Annotated in this window: 16 protein-coding genes and 1 tRNA gene; 2 read left to right on the top strand and 15 right to left on the bottom strand. The window is 62.3% G+C overall.

Annotated elements, in window-relative coordinates:
- The first annotated feature begins 355 nt into the window (after positions 1 to 355).
- Both Q0248_RS06970 and Q0248_RS06965 read left to right on the top strand, forming a co-directional pair.
- Entirely contained in the window at positions 356 to 2,761 is a 2,406-nt protein-coding gene (locus Q0248_RS06970; RefSeq protein WP_299321011.1) for an outer membrane beta-barrel family protein, read from the top strand.
- Positions 2,762 to 2,770: 9 nt separating this feature from the next.
- The gene (locus Q0248_RS06965; protein WP_299321010.1) at positions 2,771 to 3,820 is read left to right on the top strand and encodes a putative sulfate exporter family transporter; all 1,050 of its coding nucleotides are present in this window, start codon (positions 2,771 to 2,773) and stop codon (positions 3,818 to 3,820) included.
- Positions 3,821 to 4,081: 261 nt separating this feature from the next.
- On the opposite strand, the gene Q0248_RS06960 is transcribed toward Q0248_RS06965, so the two are convergent.
- The 15 genes from Q0248_RS06960 to Q0248_RS06890 all read right to left on the bottom strand — a co-directional run bounded on the left by Q0248_RS06960 (position 4,082) and on the right by Q0248_RS06890 (position 20,487).
- Complete coding sequence (locus Q0248_RS06960; protein WP_211788802.1) at positions 4,082 to 4,672, bottom strand: LUD domain-containing protein; 591 nt, start codon at positions 4,670 to 4,672, stop codon at positions 4,082 to 4,084.
- A gap of 5 nt (positions 4,673 to 4,677) precedes the next feature.
- Positions 4,678 to 6,051, bottom strand: coding sequence for an LUD domain-containing protein (locus Q0248_RS06955; protein ID WP_299321007.1), 1,374 nt, complete (start codon positions 6,049 to 6,051; stop codon positions 4,678 to 4,680).
- Complete coding sequence (locus Q0248_RS06950) at positions 6,048 to 6,785, bottom strand: (Fe-S)-binding protein (RefSeq protein WP_299321006.1); 738 nt, start codon at positions 6,783 to 6,785, stop codon at positions 6,048 to 6,050. The genes Q0248_RS06955 and Q0248_RS06950 overlap by 4 nt, the downstream gene beginning before the upstream one ends.
- A gap of 765 nt (positions 6,786 to 7,550) precedes the next feature.
- Complete coding sequence (gene secA / locus Q0248_RS06945; RefSeq protein ID WP_299321004.1) at positions 7,551 to 10,853, bottom strand: preprotein translocase subunit SecA; 3,303 nt, start codon at positions 10,851 to 10,853, stop codon at positions 7,551 to 7,553.
- 138 nt (positions 10,854 to 10,991) lie between these two features.
- Positions 10,992 to 12,575: an alkaline phosphatase family protein gene (locus tag Q0248_RS06940; protein WP_299321003.1), complete on the bottom strand. Its 1,584-nt coding sequence runs from the start codon at positions 12,573 to 12,575 to the stop codon at positions 10,992 to 10,994.
- A 3-nt stretch (positions 12,576 to 12,578) separates the two neighbouring features.
- Entirely contained in the window at positions 12,579 to 13,847 is a 1,269-nt protein-coding gene (locus Q0248_RS06935; RefSeq protein WP_299321002.1) for a DUF4105 domain-containing protein, read from the bottom strand.
- Between the two features lie 561 nt (positions 13,848 to 14,408).
- On the bottom strand, positions 14,409 to 14,981 hold the full coding sequence (ruvC, locus tag Q0248_RS06930; protein ID WP_211788796.1) for a crossover junction endodeoxyribonuclease RuvC: 573 nt from the start codon (positions 14,979 to 14,981) through the stop codon (positions 14,409 to 14,411).
- On the bottom strand, positions 14,981 to 15,319 hold the full coding sequence (locus Q0248_RS06925; protein ID WP_299321000.1) for a DUF4286 family protein: 339 nt from the start codon (positions 15,317 to 15,319) through the stop codon (positions 14,981 to 14,983). The genes ruvC and Q0248_RS06925 overlap by 1 nt, the downstream gene beginning before the upstream one ends.
- A 108-nt stretch (positions 15,320 to 15,427) precedes the next feature.
- A tRNA-Thr gene (locus tag Q0248_RS06920) sits at positions 15,428 to 15,504 on the bottom strand.
- Between the two features lie 198 nt (positions 15,505 to 15,702).
- The gene (locus Q0248_RS06915; RefSeq protein WP_299320998.1) at positions 15,703 to 16,218 is read right to left on the bottom strand and encodes a hypothetical protein; all 516 of its coding nucleotides are present in this window, start codon (positions 16,216 to 16,218) and stop codon (positions 15,703 to 15,705) included.
- A gap of 72 nt (positions 16,219 to 16,290) precedes the next feature.
- On the bottom strand, positions 16,291 to 16,761 hold the full coding sequence (locus Q0248_RS06910) for a hypothetical protein (protein ID WP_299320997.1): 471 nt from the start codon (positions 16,759 to 16,761) through the stop codon (positions 16,291 to 16,293).
- 41 nt (positions 16,762 to 16,802) lie between these two features.
- Complete coding sequence (locus Q0248_RS06905) at positions 16,803 to 17,750, bottom strand: hypothetical protein (RefSeq protein ID WP_299320996.1); 948 nt, start codon at positions 17,748 to 17,750, stop codon at positions 16,803 to 16,805.
- Positions 17,751 to 17,894: 144 nt separating this feature from the next.
- Entirely contained in the window at positions 17,895 to 18,284 is a 390-nt protein-coding gene (locus Q0248_RS06900) for a hypothetical protein (protein ID WP_299320995.1), read from the bottom strand.
- A 504-nt stretch (positions 18,285 to 18,788) separates the two neighbouring features.
- Complete coding sequence (locus Q0248_RS06895) at positions 18,789 to 19,673, bottom strand: hypothetical protein (protein ID WP_299320988.1); 885 nt, start codon at positions 19,671 to 19,673, stop codon at positions 18,789 to 18,791.
- Positions 19,674 to 19,878: 205 nt separating this feature from the next.
- Entirely contained in the window at positions 19,879 to 20,487 is a 609-nt protein-coding gene (locus tag Q0248_RS06890; protein ID WP_299320987.1) for a hypothetical protein, read from the bottom strand.
- Positions 20,488 to 20,503 lie beyond the last annotated feature (16 nt).

The raw sequence follows: 20,503 nt of genomic DNA, 5'->3' as shown, positions 1-20,503 counted from the left end.
AATATAAGAATTGCCGCAAAGTAATATAAGAATCGGCGGCAAGCCCTAAGGGGCAGCACGCCACGCCTTAGTTCGCAGGGCCATCCGAGCCTGCTGTCGCCTCCGCCAAGGCCGTGGCGAGAGGCTGCAGCTAAGGGAGCAGAGCGCCCGCAAGAGGGGCACAGAGCGAGCGCCCTAGGGAGGCGCAGCGGCCTAAGCCCTTAGCCAGAGCCCCCCTTCGAGACTAGCCGCAGCGCAGTGGAGCCGCAGCCCTCGGTAGCGGCGTGAGCCGTGGGCGGGCACTCCGCGAGACGGGTGATACATGGTATTCGATAAATAAGTAACTTTGCGTATCACTTAATTAGAACAGCACCTTATGAGAATCACAACTAACCTCATCTGCGTCGTCGCCACTGCGGGTAGCCTCGCGGCACAGACGAGCAAGAGCCCCATCAAGGGGACGCTCCTCGGCGGGAGCACGCAGCGCCCCGTGGACTTCGCCAGCCTGCTGCTCCGTAGTCCCAAGGACAGCACCCTCGTGACGGGCACCCAGAGCAAGGCTGACGGCTCCTTTCGCTTCGAGGCCCCCCACGGCAGCTACATCCTCGAGGTACGTGCCCTAGGCTACAAGACCTGGTACCGACAGCTCACCCTCACCAGCGCTACCGACCTAGGCAAGATCCTCCTCAGTGAAGACGCTAAGCAGCTCGGGGAGGTGCAGATCGCCGCTAAGCGACCCATCATGCAGCGCAAGGCCGACCGCATGGTCTTCGACCCCGAGCAGCTCGCCCCCGCAGGGACTACCGCCCTAGACCTCCTACGTGAGACCCCTGGGGTCAACGTCACCGACCAGGGCATCAGCCTCATCGGCAAGGGCTCGGTCGTCGTCCTGATCAATGACAAGCGCGTCCGCCTCTCGGGGACAGCGCTCGCCAACCTCCTACGTAGCTACTCCAAGGCCGACCTCAGCGAGGTGCAGATCCTCACCACACCGCCTGCCAAGTACGAGGCCGAGGGCAATGCGGGCGTGCTGAACATCGTGCTGAAGAAGGCCAAGAATGACTTCTTCGGCGGGAACATCAGCACCAGCCTCAAGTATCGAGACGAGCATTGGGGCTACTCTGCCTCCACCGGGCTCAACTATAAGAAGGGTCGCATCAGCTCCTCCCTGCAACTCAACGCAGGCCAATTCACCAGCGTCGGCGGCTTCGCCACCTACCGCAGCTACACGCAGCGGCCGCTCTACTCCAGCAGCGAGAGCAAGTTCAACATCACAGGCCAGTGGGCGGGACTACGTGCCTCACTCGACTACCAGCTGAGCCCTGAGCTGAGCCTTGGCGCCAGCCTCTCCTTCTCACCCAGCATAGAGAAGCCCCGCCGAGAGAACCTCACCGAGGACTACACGACCCTCCCCTCAGGAGAGCGACAGCTCCAGCTGCGCATGCCGGGGACGGCCGATGAGCGCGAGCGCGCGGGCTATACCTCGGCCAACGTGCACCTGGAGAAGAACTTCGCAGGACACGCTGGGCGCCGCCTCAGCTGGGACGTCGACTACGTGGGCTTCGATAGCCGGGAGGAGCGCAACTTTGACTCCAAGAGCTACGACGGTACGGGGGCCCTCCTGCCCGGGCAGGACTTCCGCTTCGACTCCGAGACCCATCAGCAGACACGCTCCTATATCAGCAGCATCGACTACAGCCACCCCTTAGGGGCTATGCAGCTGAACTTCGGGGCTAAGGGCAGCTGGACGCGCACGAGCAACGTCAATGACTACGCCGCCAGCAGCACGCTCGGGGAGCGCCACGACCAGCTACGCTTCGACGAGCATATCTACGCCCTCTACGCCGACATAGCACGCCCCCTCTCGGCTCAGTGGAGTCTACGCAGCGGGCTGCGCCTAGAGTACACGCATACCGATGGACAGGTCAACGGGCAGCACCGCCTCAAGACGCGGGACTACCTCAACCTCTTCCCCACGGTCTTCGTCGGCTATACGCCCAGCGAGCGCCACGCCTTCAGCCTCAACGGGAGCATACGCCTGCAGCGTCCTCACTTCGGCCAGCTCTCGCCCTTCCCTAAGTATGAGAACCGCTACAGCACCCTGCAGGGCAAGGAGGACCTCCGTGCGGCACAGCAGGCCAACCTTAGCCTCGGCTACACCCTCGGCGGGAAGTTGAACCTCCAGCTCTCGGGGAGCTACCTCTGGGATGGCATCGCCCAGGTCGTCCGCCTCGACCCCGCGACCAATCAGGCCTACTACACGCACGACAATGCCGCAGAGGATAGACGCCTGACGCTGGATATGAGCTACGTCTTCAACAGCTGGAGCTTCCTGCAGAGCTACATTAGCCAGCAGGTCAGCTACACAGACTCGTACACCCGCTACGAGGGGCGCAAGCTCTACGGCAGCACGGGACTCAGCTACAACTTCAACATCAACAACACGCTCTTCCTCAACCGCAGCAAGACGCTCCAGGGGACGGTCTCTCTCTACTACAGCTCGCCTACGTATGACGCAGGGCTTCGGATCGGCCACATCCTCAGCGGAGGGCTAGGGCTCTCCTACAGCCTTCTGGAGGGCAAGCTCCGTCTCACCACAGGGCTCTCCAACCTCTTTGCCAAGGATGTGGTCACACGTCTGAGCAATGCCGACTACGGGATGCGCGTCGTCAATTCGGCTATGCCCAACGACTTCAAGATCGGCCTCAGCTACCACTTCGGGGCGCCCGTCAAGGGCAAGGAGGCCCGCCGCAGCGCTGAGGAGCTGCGCTCCCGCATGTAGCCCCGCCCTATGGATAGCTCCACGACACGCGGCACCACCCTTGGCCTCTGCCTCATCGCCCTGCTGGCCCTCAGCGTCACGCTGCTAGCCGAGTGTAGCTGGGCCCAGCAGCTACGCCTCAGTCCCATGGTACTGGGGGTCGTGCTGGGGATGCTGCTGGCCGATACGCTGCGCCCGCAGCTGCCCGAGGGCTGGGACGGCGCCTTCCGCATCGCAGGCAAGCAACTGCTACGCGCGGGGATCGTCTTCTACGGCTGCCGCCTGACGCTGGAGGCACTCACCGAGCTCGGCCCCGAGGCCATCCTCATCGACACGATCATCGTCCTGGGGACGCTCCTCCTTGGGGAGCTCCTCGGCCGTGCCCTAGGGCTGGAGCGGAGCGAGCGGCTCCTCATCGCCTCGGGGAGCGCCATCTGCGGCGCCGCAGCCGTGCTCGCCACGGAGCCCGTAGTACGGGCACGCTCGCACAGCACGGTGGTGGCAGTGGGTACGGTGGTACTCTTCGGGACGCTCTCGATGTTCGTCTACCCGCTGCTCTACCGCTGGGGCGCGCTGGAGGCCCTAGGCCTGCGCGGCGTCGGCATCTATACGGGCGCCACGGTCCACGAGGTGGCGCACGTCGTCGGGGCAGGGGCGGCGATGAGCCCCGAGATTGCGGCACTAGCGACCCTGACCAAAATGATACGCGTCCTGCTGCTGGCTCCCGTGCTCCTCGGGCTGAGCTTCCTGATGCGCGAGCGGCATGCTGACGACAGTGCCTCGGGCAAGGGGCGGGTGCAGATCCCCTGGTTCGCCTGCTACTTCATCCTCGTGGTGCTGGCCAACTCCCTCCTAGCTCACCTCTCCAGCGCAGGCGGCTGGACGGAGAGCTATAGGATGGTGACGGGCTGGATACAGACGGCCGATACCTTCGTCCTGACGATGGCCATGACGGCCATAGGCATGGAGGCGCGGCTGGCAAAGTTCCGTCAGTCGGGCGTGAAACCCTTCCTGCTGGCCCTCGGCCTCTACCTCTGGCTCGTCGGTGGCGGCTACCTCCTGGTACGCCTCCTCGCCTAGTGCGAGCGCGACCCAAGCGGTCTTCCGACCCGATCCCCTCCCGCTCTAAGGGCCTTTTAAGAGCACCCCCCCAGCGCCCGCAAAGGTAGCGGCGCCCTCCAGACGAGTAGCCCGAGGGGGCTGTCCTGAGCGGCCTAAGCGCTTCTCCTGAGGCCTCTCCCACCTCCTTCCTCCGGTAGCCCGATACGCCACGCGGGGCTCACCCATCAGTCGATGGATGAGCCCCGCGTGGCTTTTGTCGCCTCTTGGGAGGGCTGCAGACTAGCGGAGGAGGACGGTCACCCCGCGGGCACCGTGAGCGCCCATGACGAGGGCCTGCTCGATGTCAGCGGTCTTGCTGGGCCCGCTGATGAAGCCCGAGAAGGGGCTCTGAGGATTGAGCTGACGCACGCGGCGCATGGCCTGATGCATGTTGTCCACAAGGTCGGAGCGGTTCAGGACAAAGACGAGGTTCTCCGCGATGAAGAACTCCGCCCGCCACTCGTCCCGCTGCTCGACCCAGCAGCAGCCGTTCTCACAGACGCCGAGAGGCGTCTCGACGATGGTGACATCCGTACCGTTCATGGCCGTCGGGTCGCCTGCCTCACTGGGACGCAGGCTGCCGAGGCCGGGCAGCTCGAGGTCGCTGATGAAGCGCTGGGCCTCGGGGTAGAGCTCGCGGATGATGGCCGCCAGATCGTCCCCAGGCTGCAGCAGGACGACGCGTCCGCCGACCTCCGTCATGATGCGCTCGAACTGCTGGACGCGGTCCGGGTAGGTAATCGCTGCGAAGCCCTCTAGGTCGGGGTGAGCCTCGCGATGGGTGGTATAGCGTCGGATGTTCTCCAGGACGCCTTGCTTAGCGTGTGACATAGGCCTTACTTCTTCTTTACTTGCGTCTTGATCCACCAGTCGTTGAAGCTCTGAGAGGCGAAGTGCGGGAGTTCGCGCGCCTGCCCCCAGGCGTTGAGCTTATTATAGAGGAGGAAGCGTGGGAGGTGGTTGGCGACGGGCGCACAGCGTAGGGCGGTGTTGAAGAGCCCTGGGCGCTCCATCAGGAACTTCAGGCCGTAGCTCATCAGCTTCTTCTCCTTATTGGCCTGCCCCAGCTTGTCGAGCTGCTGGCGCCAGCGGTAGATCTGCTCGCCGAGGTCGATCTTGACAGGGCAGACATTGGAGCAGGAGAGGCAGAGCGTACAGGCCGAGACGTTGCCCGCATAGCGCACGGGGTCGTGCGCCATACCGAGGTTGATGCCGATGGGCCCAGGAATGAAGTAGCTGTAGCTGTAGCCGCCCGAGCGTCGGTAGACGGGGCAGGTATTCATGCAGGCGCCGCAGCGGATACAGTTCAGCAGCTTGTCGTGCTCCTTGTCGGCGATGATCTGCGAGCGCCCGTTGTCGACGATGACGAAGTGCAGCTCCCCGCCCTCCTGCGGCTTGCGGAAGGAGGAGGTGTAGGTCGTAGAGGCCTGTCCCGTGGCACTACGAGCCAGTAGACGCTGGAAGACGGCCAGCTGGTCGAGGCTCTCGATGACCTTCTCGATGCCGAAGGAGCAGATGTTGAGCTTCTGGCAGGCCATGCCCATATCGGCGTTGCCCTCGTTGGTGCAGACGACCACCTCACCTGTCTCCGCGATGGCGAAGTTACCACCCGTCATCGCGGCATCGGCCTCGAGGAAGTGGCGACGCAGGTTGGCACGCGCCGCATGCGTCAGGTAGGTCGGGTCGCTATTGCCTGGCTCGGTGCCCATCTCACGGACGAAGAGCTCAGCCACCTCCTCGCGCTTGATATGAATCGCGGGCATGACGATGTGGCTAGGATGCTGGTGCATCAGCTGGAGGATGCGCTCGCCGAGGTCACTCTCTATGACGTCGATGCCGCGTGCCATGAGGTAGGCGTTCAGCTCACACTCCTCACTGAGCATAGACTTGCTCTTGACTAGGCGCTTGACACCGTGCTGCTCCAGTAGGCCATGGACGATACGATTGTGCTCCTCGGCATCTACGGCCCAGTGGACCGTGACGCCGTTGGCCTGGGCCTGGGCCTCGAAGCGCTCCAGCAGGCTATCTAGGTGGGTGACGTTGTAGCGCTTGATGTCGTGTGCCAGCTGGCGCAGCTCCTCCCACTCGGGGAGCTGCTTGCTCACGCGGTCGCGCTTCTGCCGTACGAACCATAGGGACTGATTGTGCCAGCTCGTACGCTCCATATTCTCGATAAAGCGGGCTGCTGCCGCTGCATGTGAGGTACTCATAGGTTGGCTGCTAGGATTTCGATGGCGTGAATGGTCTGTATAGGATAGTGCTCACGGTCAATGACGCCCTGCATGTGCATCAGGCAGCTGCTGTCACTACCCGTGATGTAGGCAGCGCCCGTACTCATGTGGTCCTTGACCTTGTCCCGACCCATGCAGGCACTGACCTCAGGCTCCTCGATGGCGTACATCCCCCCGAAGCCACAGCACTCATCGATACGCTCGGGCTCGACGACCTCGATGCCCTCGACGAGCTCCAGGAGGTTGCGGATCTTGTTCATGTAGGGGAGGTTACGCTCACTGGGCGTAGAGAGGTGGAGCTCGCGTACTCCGTGGCAGCTGTTGTGGATGCTGACGCGGTAGGGGAAGCGGCTGGGCAGGGAGCTGACCTTGAGGTCATCGTGCAGGAACTCGATGACGTCGCGCACGCGGCCAGGGGTCTGGCAGCGGTGCTCCCCGGCGAGGATATGGCCATAGTTCTCCTTGACGAAGGCGACACAGCTGGCCGAGGGGCCGACGATGACGTCGAAGCCCTCAAAGAGCTCCTCGAAGCGTCGCGCAAGGTTCTTGGCTTGGTACTGATAGCCCGCATTGGCCATGGGCTGGCCACAGCAGGTCTGGTTCAGCGGATACACTACGTCATGGCCTAGAGCTGTCAGTAGCTGGTAGGTCGCTATCCCTACGTGGGGGTAGATAGCATTGACGTAGCAGGGGATGAATAGTCCTACTCTCATATACTATAAACCGTTTAGAGTGATGAGGCGAAGCTGTTCCTCCATGTGCTTCGTCCACTGCTAAGGTAAAACCTCTTGAGGACAATACCAAATACCTTGCGCAGAGCCTTGTGCCTGCAGGCTCAGCCGACTAGCGAGCACCCTACTCCCCGCCCGCACGCGCTCCCCTCCTCTCCGAGTTCACCCGGAATCCTAAGCCTAAGGTCAGCGCCGTCCCCCTTAGCCGCGAGGCTAGCACCAGCCGCTATTCCGAGAGCTAGCCCTCAAGGTAAGCGACGCGCATACCCATACTTGAGGTAAGGGCAAAGGGAGCCACAAGCACCCGCGGGGAACACCCGCAACGCAAGCCAGCGTGAAGTCGAGATCCTAGGGCGACGGCACCACGACGGCTCGGAGGGTCGCCCCTGTAGGGCTGTGTTTCTTATACTTGCGGTCTACCCAGGGTTTGGTCGCCCTTTCAGGGCCGCGCACCCTGGGCTTTTCCGGGGTCGCCCCTGTAGGGGCTTAGCACTCCGTCCGAGCAGCACGCGGGGCTAGGGGGGAAGGCGCGCGAGGGATATCAGTCAGGGCGCTGAGGGACGTCCTTGAAGCGTCTGAGGGATACCCCTCGCGGGGGCGCACTGATATCCCTTAGCGAGGCTCGAGGCTCGCCCTCGAGCGCACTCCCATCGAAGCATAAAAAGGCGCAGCGCCCCGACGTCACGAGGACGTCGAGGCGCTGCGCTCAGTTGATGAGCCTTTCAGGCGCTCGCTGAGGGCTCGGAGCTAGAGGCCGCGGCCGTGGCAGTGCTTGAACTTCTTGCCGCTACCGCAGGGGCAGAGGTCATTGCGACCGACGCTGTGCGTAGCGCGGGCAGGCGTGCGGCGCTGAGCCTCCTCGTGCGCCTCGCTGCCGACCTCATCGCGTCCCTCGCGGTACTGCTGCTCGGCGATCTGTCGCTGCGTCTCGGCTGCCTGGATCTCGAGCTCGCGGAGCTCCTGGTCACTAGGCGGCGCGATGTTGAGGTGGACGCGCATCAGCACGGAGGCCGTCTTGCGGTTCATCTCCTCGATCATCTGGCGGAAGAGCTCGTAGGACTCCAGCTTGTAGACGAGGAGGGGATCCTTGTTCTCATAGCTAGCGTTCTGCACCGAGTTGCGCAGCTCGTCCATCTCACGCAGGTGCTCCTTCCACGCCTCATCGATGTGGTGCAGGACGACGGACTTCTCGAACTCCTTCATGATCGTGCGGCCCTCGCTGGCATCGGCGTCGCGGAGGTTGCAGCTGACGTTGTAGACCAGACGGCCATCGGTCAGCGGTACCATGATGCGCTCGTAGATCTGGCCCTGCTCCTGGTAGACCTGATGGAGCACAGGATAGGCCTGCTCGGCGATCAGAGCGGCACGGCGCTGGAAGGCGGCCTCGACGGCGTCGTAGAGTAGGTCTGCTAGCTGATCGGCCTTGGTCCTGCGGAAGGTCTCCGCGTCAAAGGGCGCCTCGATGGCGAAGGTACGCATGACGTCCACGCTGAAGCTGTCGAAGTCCTCGGCCTCGCGGTGTGCGTCGACGAGGATACGCCCAGCGTCGTAGAGCGTATTCATGACGTCCATCTCGATACGCTCACCCATGAGGGCATGGCGGCGACGCTTGTAGATGACCTCACGCTGGGAGTTCATCACGTCGTCGTACTCGAGGAGACGCTTGCGGATGCCGAAGTTGTTCTCCTCGACCTTCTTCTGTGCGCGCTCTACGGCCTTATTGAGCATGCTGTGCTCCAGTACCTCGCCCTCCTGGAAGCCCATCTTGTCCATCATCGCGGAGAGACGGTCGGAGGCGAAGAGACGCATCAGGTGGTCCTCCAGCGAGACGAAGAAGACAGAGGACCCGGGGTCACCCTGACGACCTGCACGACCACGCAGCTGGCGGTCTACACGGCGCGACTCGTGGCGCTCGGTACCGATGATCGCGAGCCCACCTGCAGCCTTGACCTCGGGCGTGAGCTTGATGTCGGTACCACGCCCAGCCATGTTGGTGGCGATGGTCACGACACCGGGCTTACCTGCCTGGGCGACGATCTCGGCCTCCTTCTGGTGGAGCTTAGCATTGAGGACATTGTGGGGGATCTTGCGCAGGGTGAGCATCTTGCTCAGCAGCTGCGAGATCTCGACCGAGGTCGTACCGACCAGCACGGGGCGTCCACCCTCGACGAGGCGGACGATCTCCTCAATGACGGCAGCGTACTTCTCACGGGCCGTCTTGTAGATGCGGTCGTTGAGGTCGTGGCGCGCGATGGGGCGGTTGGTGGGGATGACCACGACGTCCAGCTTGTAGATATCCCACAGCTCACCAGCCTCGGTCTCGGCCGTACCGGTCATCCCAGAGAGCTTGTGATACATGCGGAAGTAGTTCTGCAGCGTGATCGTGGCGAAGGTCTGCGTAGCGGCCTCCACGTGGACGCGCTCCTTGGCCTCGATAGCCTGGTGCAGCCCGTCGGAGTAGCGACGGCCGTCCATGATACGGCCCGTCTGCTCGTCGACGATCATTACCTTGCCGTCCATGACGACGTACTGGTCGTCCTTCTCAAAGAGCGTGTAGGCCTTGAGGAGCTGGTTGACCGTGTGTACGCGCTCGCTCTTGACGGCGTAGTCGGAGAGCAGCGCCTCCTTGCGGGCAGCGTGCTCCTCGGGCGTGAGGCCCTCAGCGGCAAGCTCCGCCAGGAGCGAAGCGATGTCGGGAAGGATGAAGAAGCGGCTGTCATCGGTGCCTTGCGTCAAGAGGTCGATACCCTTGTCCGAGAGCTCGATGCTATTCTGCTTCTCGTCGATGACGAAGTAGAGCTCGTCGGTGACGATATGCATCTGGCGCATGTTGTCGGCCATGTACTCCTCCTCGACCTTGAGCATACCGGTCTTGATACCAGGCTCGCTGAGGTACTTGATCAGAGGCTTGCTCTTGGGCATACCCTTGTAGGAGCGGAAGAGTAGGAAGTAGCCTTCCTCCTGCTCCTTCTTGTCGTCGCTCCCGATCTTCTTCTTGGCGTCGATGAGGAGCTGCTGGCAGAGGCGGCGCTGCGCCTCGACGACGGTCTCCACATTGGGCAGGAACTGCTCGAAGAGCTGGTCGTCACCCTTGGGCACAGGGCCCGAGATGATCAGTGGCGTACGGGCGTCGTCGATGAGCACGGAGTCCACTTCGTCCACGATAGCATAGTTGTGCTTGCGCTGCACAAGGTCCTCGGGGCTGGTGGCCATATTGTCGCGCAGGTAGTCGAAGCCGAACTCATTGTTCGTCCCGAAGGTGATGTCAGCGTTGTAGGCCGCGCGGCGCTCGGGCGTGTTGGGTCGGTGCTTGTCGATGCAGTCGACGCTGAGACCGTGGAACATGTATAGGGGGCCCATCCACTCCGAGTCACGCTTGGAGAGGTAATCGTTGACGGTGACGACGTGCACACCGTTCCCCGTGAGGGCGTTGAGGAAGACGGGCAGCGTCGCCACCAGCGTCTTACCTTCACCCGTAGCCATCTCGGCGATCTTGCCGCGGTGCAGTACCGTCCCCCCGAAGAGCTGCACATCGTAGTGCACCATGTCCCAGGTGATCTCGTTGCCCCCAGCGACCCAGTGGTTCTGATAGACGGCCGTGTCGCCCTCAATACGGACGAAGTCGTGCGTCACGCTGAGCTCGCGGTCGAAGTCCGTAGCCTGTACTCGCAGCTCGGGAGCCTCCGCAAAGCGGCGCCCCGTGCTCTTGACGATGGCGAAGGCCTCGGGGTGGATCTCGTCGAGGACGAGCTCCAGCTTGTCGAGGATCTCCTTCTCGAGCTTGTCTACCTTGCTCCAGATCTCCTCGCGAGCATCGAGGTCCTTGCCCTCGACGCTGGCCTTGAGGGCCTCTACCTCGGCACGCTCGTTGGCGACATAGTCCTGGATGCGCTGGCGAAGGGCTGCCGTGCGTGCACGCAGCTCATCGTGGCTGAGGGCGTCGATCTCGGGGTAAATAGCTTTGACACGCTCCACCCAAGGGGTGATCTCCTTGAGGTCACGCTGTGATTTGTTGCCGAAGAGCTTCGACAGAAAGTCTGTAAATCCCATTATGTATCTTGTGTTTGTTGCTTGGAAAGGGTGTGGAAGCTCCCCCAAAGGCGGGGGGAGCCCATGGCCTAGGCTAGGCCTCAGAGGGGCTCGGCGCACGCTCCGAGGAGGGCGCAGTAGGGTCTACGAGCCTCTCGGCTAGTAGGCGGCGTTGGGGGGGCGTATCCTCAGGACACGGGCGATGGCCTTGACGACGTCGGGCGCCGCGAGGATAGGATAGTCGAAGGTCTTAGGCGTGAGCCCCGCTCCCCAGAGGATGCAGGGGGTATCGACGCTGAGGGCCTGCAGCCATAGGTTGGGGCTGTCGGCACTCTCCTCCACCTCCCAGCCGGGCAGCAGACTCCAGTAGACATCTGCCTGATAGCGGGTGTGGACGGCACGGCGAAGGGCTAGAGCCAGCTCACCCGCAGCGCCCTGCATGAGGCGCCCGCCAGCGACGGCCGCTCCTACGCCCTCCATCTCAGCGAGGAAGGCGGCGGACTCGTCCTGCAGTGAGGCGAGGCTGAGCTTGCGGCTCTCAGCGAGCTTCTTGTTCAGGTAGAGGCGGCCATCAGCGCAGCGCTCCACCCAGCTGCCCTGACCATGCAGGGCGGAGAGATAGAGGTTCAGCAGGGCCGCGCCCTTCTTGGCACTGAAGCGCCCCGAATGCGCCTCCAAGGCCTTGGGCCGTGGCCTGCGGTAGTGGCTGTAGCCTGTGCCCGTCAGGGCAATGAGGCAGCGCCCGCGGCCGAGCTTGCGCTCCAGCTCGCTGACGATGCTCGCCAGATCTCGGTCAAGACGCACGTAGGCATCGACCTCCTCACTGCTCAGCTCGCTCGTCTGCCCCTCGGGGGCTACGTCGAGGCTGTAGGAGAGGGCTAGGAGGCCTGGGGTCTTGCTCTCGGCATAGCCGCCCTGGTCGATAAGCTTGAGCGCCAGGCGCGTGACCTCTTCGTTAGCCAGCGCACTGCGCTTGAAGGCCTGGGCATCCCCGCTGGGATAGCGGTGACTGAAGCTACGCCCCCAGTCCGACCAGCTCTGTGCCGGGCTGGTATAGCGGCTAAGGGGTGACCAAGCGAGCTGCCCTGAGACGAGGCGCTTATTGGGCCCGTCGCTGCTGCGATTGTAGGCCTCCAGCGTGGCGGGCATACGCTCGTAGTAGCTGCTGCTGGACCAGGCCGCCATGCGGCTATCGAGCCAGTAGGCTCCGTTGGCCGTCCAGCCGCCTGCAGCGATAGCCGTGGCGGCATCGGCCGAGAGGCTGTAGACGATACTCGAGCCGCCCGAAGCCTCCTTCATGCGGTCGCCCAGCGTCTGTACCAAGAGCGCCTTGGGCGAATAGCTGTCGCGGGTATAGTTCCCCTGATAATTAGTGTCGTAGAAGAGCTCCTGCACGCGGCCAGCGTGCGGCAGCCAGACGACAGGGCGCTCCACCCCGTGCGTGGCGGGGTAGGCTCCCGTATGGAGCGTAGCGGTGGCGGAGGCTCTATTGAGCTCGGCCAGCGGATAGCTAAGGCGGGGATAGACCTTGCCCTCCTGCATGAGGCGCCCGAAGCCGCCCGAGCCCAGCAGCGGCTGCAGCTGCTCGAGGTAGTCGGTGCGTAGATCCTCTACCGTGATGTAGACCACGAGCCGAGGGAGCTCCTCGGCACGTAGTCCCTGCTGCATCGCCACGAGGGCTAGCAGCGAGGTCATCAAGTAGCGCATGCTGCGCTGCTCTAGGGGGGAGAGGAACTTACTCATTACTTATCTAGGGTCCACCTCGGGACGTGGGCGAGGCATGAGGTACAGCAGGCGCGCCAGGATCCACAGCGCGAGGGCCGCGATGAGGAGGTACATGGCGGGGTGGAGTGTCTGCCCCGTGAGGTAGGCCAGCAGCGGGCAGAGCAGGAGCAGGACAAGCTCCACGCGATAGGCCAGGCGACGGAGCAGCATCCAGCGCGCACCGAAGAGCTGCAGGACGAAGGAGGCGAGGTAGAGGGGATTCAGCGCCAGTACCGCCACATTGGGGTAGGTCATCGGATGCTCCGAGACGAAGACGATGAAGCAGAGGAGCGTGCCAGCAAGGCCTGCTAGGAGGAAGATCAAGCCCTCCACGATCCCTGGGAGACGACGCCTCTGACGGCGGAGGATGAAGTGCCCAATCGAGGCGAAGAGCAGCAGACTAAAGACGGGCAGCGGCGCTAGGAGCTCCGACCAGAAGGAGTCCTCGACGGGCGCGGGCGGCGGAGTCACCCCCTCGGGAGCCTCCAGCCAGCGTGCCGAGAGCACGGGGCGGATCTTGCGCGGGCCCTCAGCCGTAGGATAGCAGACGAAGAGCTTGGTTAAGAGCTCGGCAGCCGTCAGCGGGATGAAGAACTGATCCCGCAGCGTCATCAGATCATCCAGCTCACGCCCCATCGCCAGGTCCGTGCCGAAGACAAGCCAAGGCGAGGGCGCCTCCAGCTCGTTGATCACGCTGCGCCAGCTACGGGGTGGCACGCTATCGGCGGGGTCGACATAGTAGAGGGTAGGCGGCCCTTGCTTGGGATCATAGCCCGGGAGCGTCTCCAGATAGAGGTCTATGGGGCGGGTGCTGCAGTTGTTGCGGAAGGCATTGTACCTGTAGGTAGCGTTCTCGGGACGGATGTTGTCCAGGAGTCGCGCCCACAGCTGGGCACGCTGCAGGCTATCGGTGAGGAGTGTCACCTCGCGCACGGCACCACGGCTGAGGTACTCGGCCAGATAGGCCTCGGTGGGCATGGGGACGACCAGGTAGTCCGTCTTGCCCTGGGTAAAGCGGATGGTGAAGTCGTCGTCGAAGTTGAAGATCCCGTAGTTGAAGGTCACATCCAAGCCCTGCACGGCATCCTGTACACGCAGCCCCGCATGGCCGTAGAGCGTATAGGAGGCCTCGGCACTCGGCGCGGCGGCGAGGAAGCTGATCTGCGCCTCAGGGCTCAGCTGAGCGGGCAGTCCCTGCGTGGCGCTGGTCCCTAGGCTCTGAGCCGCGACGGGAAGCAGGGCGCTGAGCAATAGGCACAGCACTAGAGCCACCTGCAGCAGTATCCGCCTGTAGCTCAAGCCGCGCCCTTCGACGCGCCCCTTATATAATAGATGTATAGCTTCTATATCCTTCACGCTTTCACAAAGGTACGAAATAGCCCGCGAGGCATCAAACACCCGCCCCGCCTCTACTCATAGGGTAGCCGCTGCCTCCCCCTACCCTAACCCGACTGAGCCCCCAGCGTAGGGAGTAAGGAAGGCTGAGGAGGCGGCCAAGGATCCGTATGGAGCCCAGCGCTAAGGGCGAAGGCTCACGAGGGATACCCGTCACGGAGCTGAGGGATGGCAGTCAGCGCCGTGAGAGATAGCCATCAGCCGCGTGAGGGATAGCCCTCAGCGCGATCAGCTAAGGCCGTCACCACGCCGCCGCGCCTTGTATCGCGCCTCGGGGAACTAGGCGGAGCTCCTTCGCCTTCCCTTCGCCCTCACTCGGGAGACAAAGGCCAGCGCCCTCGCCCTTAACCCCAATAAAAAAGCGCCCTGCTCCCGAAGGCCGTCGTGGCTTAGGGAGCAGGGCGCTTGTATGCTTGCCTAGCGCTTGACACGCTCAGGGTTCTGCTTGACGAAGTCCGCCCAGTTCTTGGCCGCGCCCGCCGAGGCACGCTGCAGGGGCGAGGAGGTGAGGAAGTGATGGCAGAGGGCGGCCGCAAGGCCGTCCGTGGCGTCCAGCTCGCGCGGCATATCGGCCTGGGGGATCTTGAGGTAGCGCTGCAGCATGCCCGCGACCTGCTCCTTAGAGGCCGCACCGCGGCCCGTGATGGCCTGCTTGATACGCATCGGGACGTACTCGGTGATCGGGAGGTCACGCGCCAGCGCCGCGGCCATAGCTACGCCCTGGGCGCGGCCGAGCTTGAGCATACTCTGCACGTTCTTCCCGAAGAAGGGGGCTTCGATGGCCAGCTCATCGGGGTGGAACTCGTCCACCAGCGAGAGCACACGGTCGTAGATACGCTTGAGACGCAGGTAGTGATCCTCGTACTTGTCGAGCTTGATGACGCCCATGGCCAGCAGCCGCGCCTCCTGCCCACGCACCACGATCAGGCCGTAGCCCATCACGATGGTACCTGGGTCTATGCCCATGATGATGCGTTCGTGCTGGGGCATCAGTGCACTAGAGGCGAAGTGGTCAGCTCGAGGGAAACCTCCTCGAGGATGGTGCTGAAGCCCAGGACACGTTCGCCGAAGGTATCCACCAGGCGCTGCGCCAGCCCCAGCCCATGATCCGAGAGCAGCTCCTGCAGGTGGTAGCCGCTCGGCACGTAGAAGTGCAGGGCATAGCTCTCACTATCCACATCGCCGTCCTCACGCAGGACGCGGTGCAGGCGCAGCCCCTCCACCTGCCCCGCGCGCTCCAGCACGGGCAGGTAGTGTGTACGCATAAACTCGATGAACTCGCCCACCGTGGCGGGCGCCATGACGAAGGTCGTATTGTAGAGTACCATAATGCTCGTATAACTAAGGGCCAAGGGGATAAGTTCGTCCCCCACTAGCCCGAGTGCCTTAAAGGACGCAGCGCTACCGACCTCGGGGATCGATAGCGCTGCGTCTGGTGGAGCCTCTTGTCGGATTCGAACCAACGACCCCGAGATTACAAATCACGTGCTCTGGCCAACTGAGCTAAAGAGGCAGGTGGGTAAGCGACCTATATCGCACCGCTACGACCTAATACCCTTGCTGCGATCAAGCCCTGGGGGAGTCAAAGGGAGCTGGTCGTATAGGACTTACCCACCGCAAAGATAGCGCAAATCCCCCATACCGCCAAGACTGCGCTCCGCCGCCTCCCTTCAGAGGAGCAGCAGCCCCTCCCCCCAATACGAGCCCCGCCTCATAGCAGTAAGGACATGCCGACATAGCACTCCAAGAGCAGCAGCATCAGCAGGAGCACACTCCCCCAGCGGCGCCGGCACTGCATCTGCGGAGGCTCCATGCGGAAGAAGCGGAAGTACAGCTGGATGTCTCCTCTGAAAAAGCTAAGCCTATAGTACACGACACCGCTCAGGAGGGTAAGAAGGACGCAGTAGGCTATCCCTAGAGGTCCCCTATCTAAGCCCCAGAGCACACCCACACCAAGGACAAGCGCATAAACAGGGGCGGTGAAAGCAATGATCAGAATGACAAACATGGGCTTCAGGGCATAGACTTCGGGGACCTTATCCACTGCTTCGTTCATCCGCCGCTGTCTGTGCTGCATATACTCCTCATAGGTCCAGCCTGCTCGCGGCGTAGTCTTGCGGTAGAGGTAGCGCGTTAGCTCGTAGGGCGCGAAGGGCGCACCGTAGATCGTCTTCGCATAGAAGCGAAAGACCTGATAGTGGAGGTTACTCCCGATCAAAGCAAGCACAGACCACATAGCAAATACCCGAGATAACTTCACCTCAAAGGCCAGCAAGCCCCCTAACGCCCGTCGTAGAGCTTACTTCTTCACCGTGTCGGGCTGAGCTAGGAGCCGATCGAGATAGACGCTGTCCACAAAGCGCTGACCATCGATCTCCCACAGCATCCCGAGGCTATCCAAGGGGACGAAGCAGTACAAGTTCACTCCCTCAGGGTCGCGCTCGTAGTAGAGCGAGAAGATGCGGTTCGCCCCGCGGTCCTCACTGCTGCGGATGAGGAAGGACTCGACCTCCTTCCCTCGCGTGTAGACGAAGCTCTTGCCGTCGATCCGATAGCTCGGGACCATCGTACCGTACTTACGGAAGGAGTAGCGCCCCTGGCGGTCCCGCTTGACACGGAAGAAGGTACGCCGCTCCCACGACCGCTGCTGCACTTTGCTCACCCCTGACTGGGGCTGTGCCCCTTGGTGCTCCGCGGACTGGGGCTTCATCCCGAGGCAGAGGAGGGCGAGACCTAAGAGGCCACCCCAGAGGATACTACGCTGTTTCATCTTCTTAGCTATTGGTATAGTTGGTCTAAGGCTCGCGTGCGCTAGGGACGGAGCACGGGCTGGTGGGGGCGGACGTAGCGCTTGACGTAGACCTTACTGAGGTGCAGGCTATCTACATAGCGCTCGCCATCGACATCCCAGATCACCCCGAGGGAGTCCCGAGAGGTAAAGGTGATACGCTTCGGCCGCTTTGCCGTATCCGTTTGCTTATAGACAGTGAAGATACGACTCGGCCCTACGACCTCGCTCCCGAGGATCCCGTACTCGTCCTCCTGAGTGATCAGTCTATTGCCGCGCAGCCTATAAGAGGTACGGGTATTCAGGTCTTCATAAGTGCGCAAGGCGTACTGCCCGACCTCCTCCCACTCTATGAAGAGGAAGGTCTTATCCTTCCAGTCACCTGCCAGCACCTGGGTCGCCACGCCCTGCGGATCGGGCTCAGGGACCTCGTCATACTCCTCACGCTCCTGCCACGAGGCAGGGCGACGGCTGCAGTACTCGGAGCTATCGTCCGCGTCATGGGGGCAGGGATAGTGCTTGAAGGGGAAGCGACTCCGATAGCGAGCGTCCACGTATCGGTTCTCCCCCACCTGCCACTGGATGCCAAGGCTGTCTAGGGGTGTGAAGCGGAGGTGCTCTACATACTTTGGGTTTCCCTCTGCAGTAAGCGTGAAGACCTGACTGCGTCCCTGAGCCTCGCGCTTACGAATGTCATAGGTATACTCCTCCATGCCGAAGGTCGCGACGAGTCGATTACCCTCGATCGTATAGCGGGGGTTCGTAGCCTCACAGTAGTCATAGATCGCGTACTGCCCCGTGCTATCTCGCTGCAGGCGGATAAAGACACGCGACTTCCACGGCTGCGCCGGGGTCTTCACCTTGCTGCGCTGGGGGACGGGCTCTGCCGTGACGGGGCGCAGCCGCATCCCGAGGCAGAGGAGGGAGCAGGCGAGGAGCGCGCCCCAGAGGATGTTCGTTCGATTCATCATACTAGCTTGGTGTCCCGACTGGGGCTATAAGGGTGCTCGTCATGCTCCTCGTGCGACCATGCTAGACCTTTAGCTCGGGCAAGACGTGCTGCGGATCGGCAACTCAAGCAGAGGGCCCGACAGGGCTTCCATCAAGGCTTGATGCTAGAGGAGGGCGATCATGGGAAAGGCTCCAAGGCAGATAAGGATCATAAGCAGCATAGCCACCCAGCGACGCTGGCACTGCTTTGCAGGGGGCTCCTGGGCATAGTGCTCAAAGTAGGGAATGTAGCGTCCTTTGTATCGGACGACATAGTGATCGAAGAGTATGGAGAGGCCAACAATCGTCAAAGGGAAGGCAATGACCGCCTGCCACGACTTACCCAAGTAGAGCCATAGGTTTACCCCCAAGAGCCACTGAAGGATGTTTGTAAAGGCTAAGACCAGTAGGATAGAGGAGAGTCCAGAGATACGAGAACTGCCAGCCTTAGCTAGGTCCGAAACGAAGCGGTTCGTCAAGTCCTGCCGCTCGTACATGAAGGCAGCATAGCTCATCCGTCTATGCGCTGGACCCAGTCTATACCAGAGGTAGCTCAGTTCATAGGGAACGAATGGAGCACCTTCCAGCTTTGCATGCAAGCGCAAGGACTGATAGTAGACATTCATCCAGAGGGACAGCAGAGGGTTCATTGCCAGGGGCTGCTCGCTAGGTAGTTACTAAGTCCCCAAGGGTCCTTCCCAAGGGATTCTGAGGGCGAAGCTAAGTAAAAGACGGGACACAGCAAAGCTCGGCACATCGCCCCCCTCGGGAGCCCAGCTGTAGGCTGCGGGACACGACCGCGCGGCGCGCTGCTTGAGCCTGAGCTGGGGACTAAGGGGACGGGGGCTGACCGATATCCCTCAGCGGGCTGAGGGACGGCAGTCACGGAGCTGAGGGACGCCCGTCAGCACCGTGAGGGCTATCCCTCACGACAGCCCAGCGCAAGGCTTCCCGAGCGGGCGACCTATCTCAAGCCCTCCTCGGGGCTCAGAGGGGCGTAGGCCTGCGGGCGCTTGGCCTCAGTCGCGAAGCTCGTACTGGTGGGGAAGGACGTAGCGCTTGACGTAGACCTTACTGAGGTGTAGGCTATCTACATAGCGCTCGCCATTGACATCCCAGATCACCCCGAGGGAGTCCCGAGAGCTAAAGGTGATGCGCTTCGGCTGCCTTGTCGTATCGGCTTCGTTATAGACGGTGAAGACGCGGCTCGGCCCTACGACCTCGCTCCCGAGGATGACGTACTCGTCCTCCTGAGTGATCAGCCTATTGTCGCGCAGCCTATAAGAGGTACAGGTATTCAGGTCTTGATAAGTCCGCAAGGCGTACTGCCCGACCTCCTCCCACGCTACGAAGAGGGAGGTCTTATCCTTCCAGTCGCCCGCCAGCACCTGGGTCGCCACGCCCTGCTGCTCGGGCTCAGGGAACTCGTCATACTCCTCACGCTCCTGCCACGAGCTAGGGCGACGGCCGCAGAGCTCGGAGCTATCCTCCGCATCATGGTAGCAGGGATAGTGCTTGAAGGGGAAGCGAGTACGGAAGCGAGCGTCCACGAAGCGCTCCTCCCCCACCTGCCACTCGATGCCGAGACTATCGAGGGGTGTGAAGCGGATACGCTCTACATACTCTGGGCTCCCCACTGGAGAGGCCACAAAGATATAGCTGCGGCCCTCGGTCTCCGTCCTACGGATGACATAGGTCAGCTCATCCATCCCCCAGTCATGGTAGAGCTGCGCCCCCTTGAACTGATAGACGGCTATGCGCGCATCACAGTAGTCATAGATCGCGTACTGCCCCGTGCTATCCCGCTGAAGGCGGTAGAAGAGGCGGGACTTCCACGGCTGCGCCTGGATCTTCACCCTACTGCGCTGGGGGATGGACTCTGTCGTGAGGGGGCGCGGCCGCATCCCGAGGCAGAGAAGGGAGCAGCCGAGGAACGTGCCTCAGAGGATATTCGTTCGATCCATCATACTAGTTTGGCGCCCCGATCAGGGCAAAGGAATACTTAGTCTAGGAGAGGGCGAAGAGTGAGCATACGCCGCTCCTGGGAGCCCGTGCCTTAGAGATCCTGCTGCTAGCCCCGTCCGAAGAGGGTCTGCCCCGCGCTTACAGTCAAGATAGGTAATCCCCAGGGAAGAATACGGGGAGTTCTCCTCTGAACTGCCGGTAGGCCGTGCTCATGATACGCTTAGCGCGCTCATAGCCCTTCACACCACTATAGAGCTGGAGATCCTGAGCCTGCTGCGTGTTCTTGATAGGCCCCTGCCAGTAGCACTGCCAGAAGAGGATCTGGCGGCTCTCAGTCTCCTTGGAGATCAGCGCGAAGGCCCGACGTGGATCCTTACGCATCAGTTCCTCCATCAGGCCGAAATGAGCGCTCGGGGCATCGGCTTCCCAATAGCCCCCGACCATGATATTGAACAGACGCTTCATCTTCTCCGCCTCGGAGACAAAGGTCAGCCCCTTAAAGGCATCGAAGTAGGCGGTGTAGTCCAGAGCCTCCGTGGCGCTAAAGCGATCCAGGACAAAGCAGGTCTGCAGGCCGATGAAGTACTCGGGATAGGCCTGGAAGAAGGCGCGCTGCTTGAGGCTGTCGCTGGGCTGGGTGCGTAGCTCAGCAAAGGCACGCTCCAGCTGCTGACGAGGGGTGAGTTCCTGCTGCTGTGCCGCGAGGGCGCTGCTGCTCCCGAGGAGGAGTAGGGATAGTAAGATAGTACGCATCGATTATTAGGGTATC

The sequence above is a fragment of the uncultured Porphyromonas sp. genome (assembly GCF_938046015.1).
In the GTDB taxonomy this organism is placed as follows: domain Bacteria; phylum Bacteroidota; class Bacteroidia; order Bacteroidales; family Porphyromonadaceae; genus Porphyromonas.
This window is presented reverse-complemented; position numbering and strand designations above follow the sequence as displayed.

Excerpts from the sequence above, each read along its gene's own strand:
- Q0248_RS06970 (WP_299321011.1), top strand. The coding sequence starts at position 356 with ATGAGAATCACAACTAACCTCATCTGCGTCGTCGCCACTGCGGGTAGC.
- Q0248_RS06965 (WP_299321010.1), top strand. The coding sequence starts at position 2,771 with ATGGATAGCTCCACGACACGCGGCACCACCCTTGGCCTCTGCCTCATC.
- Q0248_RS06960 (WP_211788802.1), bottom strand. The coding sequence starts at position 4,672 with ATGTCACACGCTAAGCAAGGCGTCCTGGAGAACATCCGACGCTATACC.
- Q0248_RS06955 (WP_299321007.1), bottom strand. The coding sequence starts at position 6,051 with ATGAGTACCTCACATGCAGCGGCAGCAGCCCGCTTTATCGAGAATATG.
- Q0248_RS06950 (WP_299321006.1), bottom strand. The coding sequence starts at position 6,785 with ATGAGAGTAGGACTATTCATCCCCTGCTACGTCAATGCTATCTACCCC.
- secA (WP_299321004.1), bottom strand. The coding sequence starts at position 10,853 with ATGGGATTTACAGACTTTCTGTCGAAGCTCTTCGGCAACAAATCACAG.
- Q0248_RS06940 (WP_299321003.1), bottom strand. The coding sequence starts at position 12,575 with ATGAGTAAGTTCCTCTCCCCCCTAGAGCAGCGCAGCATGCGCTACTTG.
- ruvC (WP_211788796.1), bottom strand. The coding sequence starts at position 14,981 with ATGCCCCAGCACGAACGCATCATCATGGGCATAGACCCAGGTACCATC.
- Q0248_RS06925 (WP_299321000.1), bottom strand. The coding sequence starts at position 15,319 with ATGGTACTCTACAATACGACCTTCGTCATGGCGCCCGCCACGGTGGGC.
- Q0248_RS06910 (WP_299320997.1), bottom strand. The coding sequence starts at position 16,761 with ATGAAACAGCGTAGTATCCTCTGGGGTGGCCTCTTAGGTCTCGCCCTC.
- Q0248_RS06905 (WP_299320996.1), bottom strand. The coding sequence starts at position 17,750 with ATGATGAATCGAACGAACATCCTCTGGGGCGCGCTCCTCGCCTGCTCC.
- Q0248_RS06900 (WP_299320995.1), bottom strand. The coding sequence starts at position 18,284 with ATGAGCTATGCTGCCTTCATGTACGAGCGGCAGGACTTGACGAACCGC.
- Q0248_RS06895 (WP_299320988.1), bottom strand. The coding sequence starts at position 19,673 with ATGCGGCCGCGCCCCCTCACGACAGAGTCCATCCCCCAGCGCAGTAGG.
- Q0248_RS06890 (WP_299320987.1), bottom strand. The coding sequence starts at position 20,487 with ATGCGTACTATCTTACTATCCCTACTCCTCCTCGGGAGCAGCAGCGCC.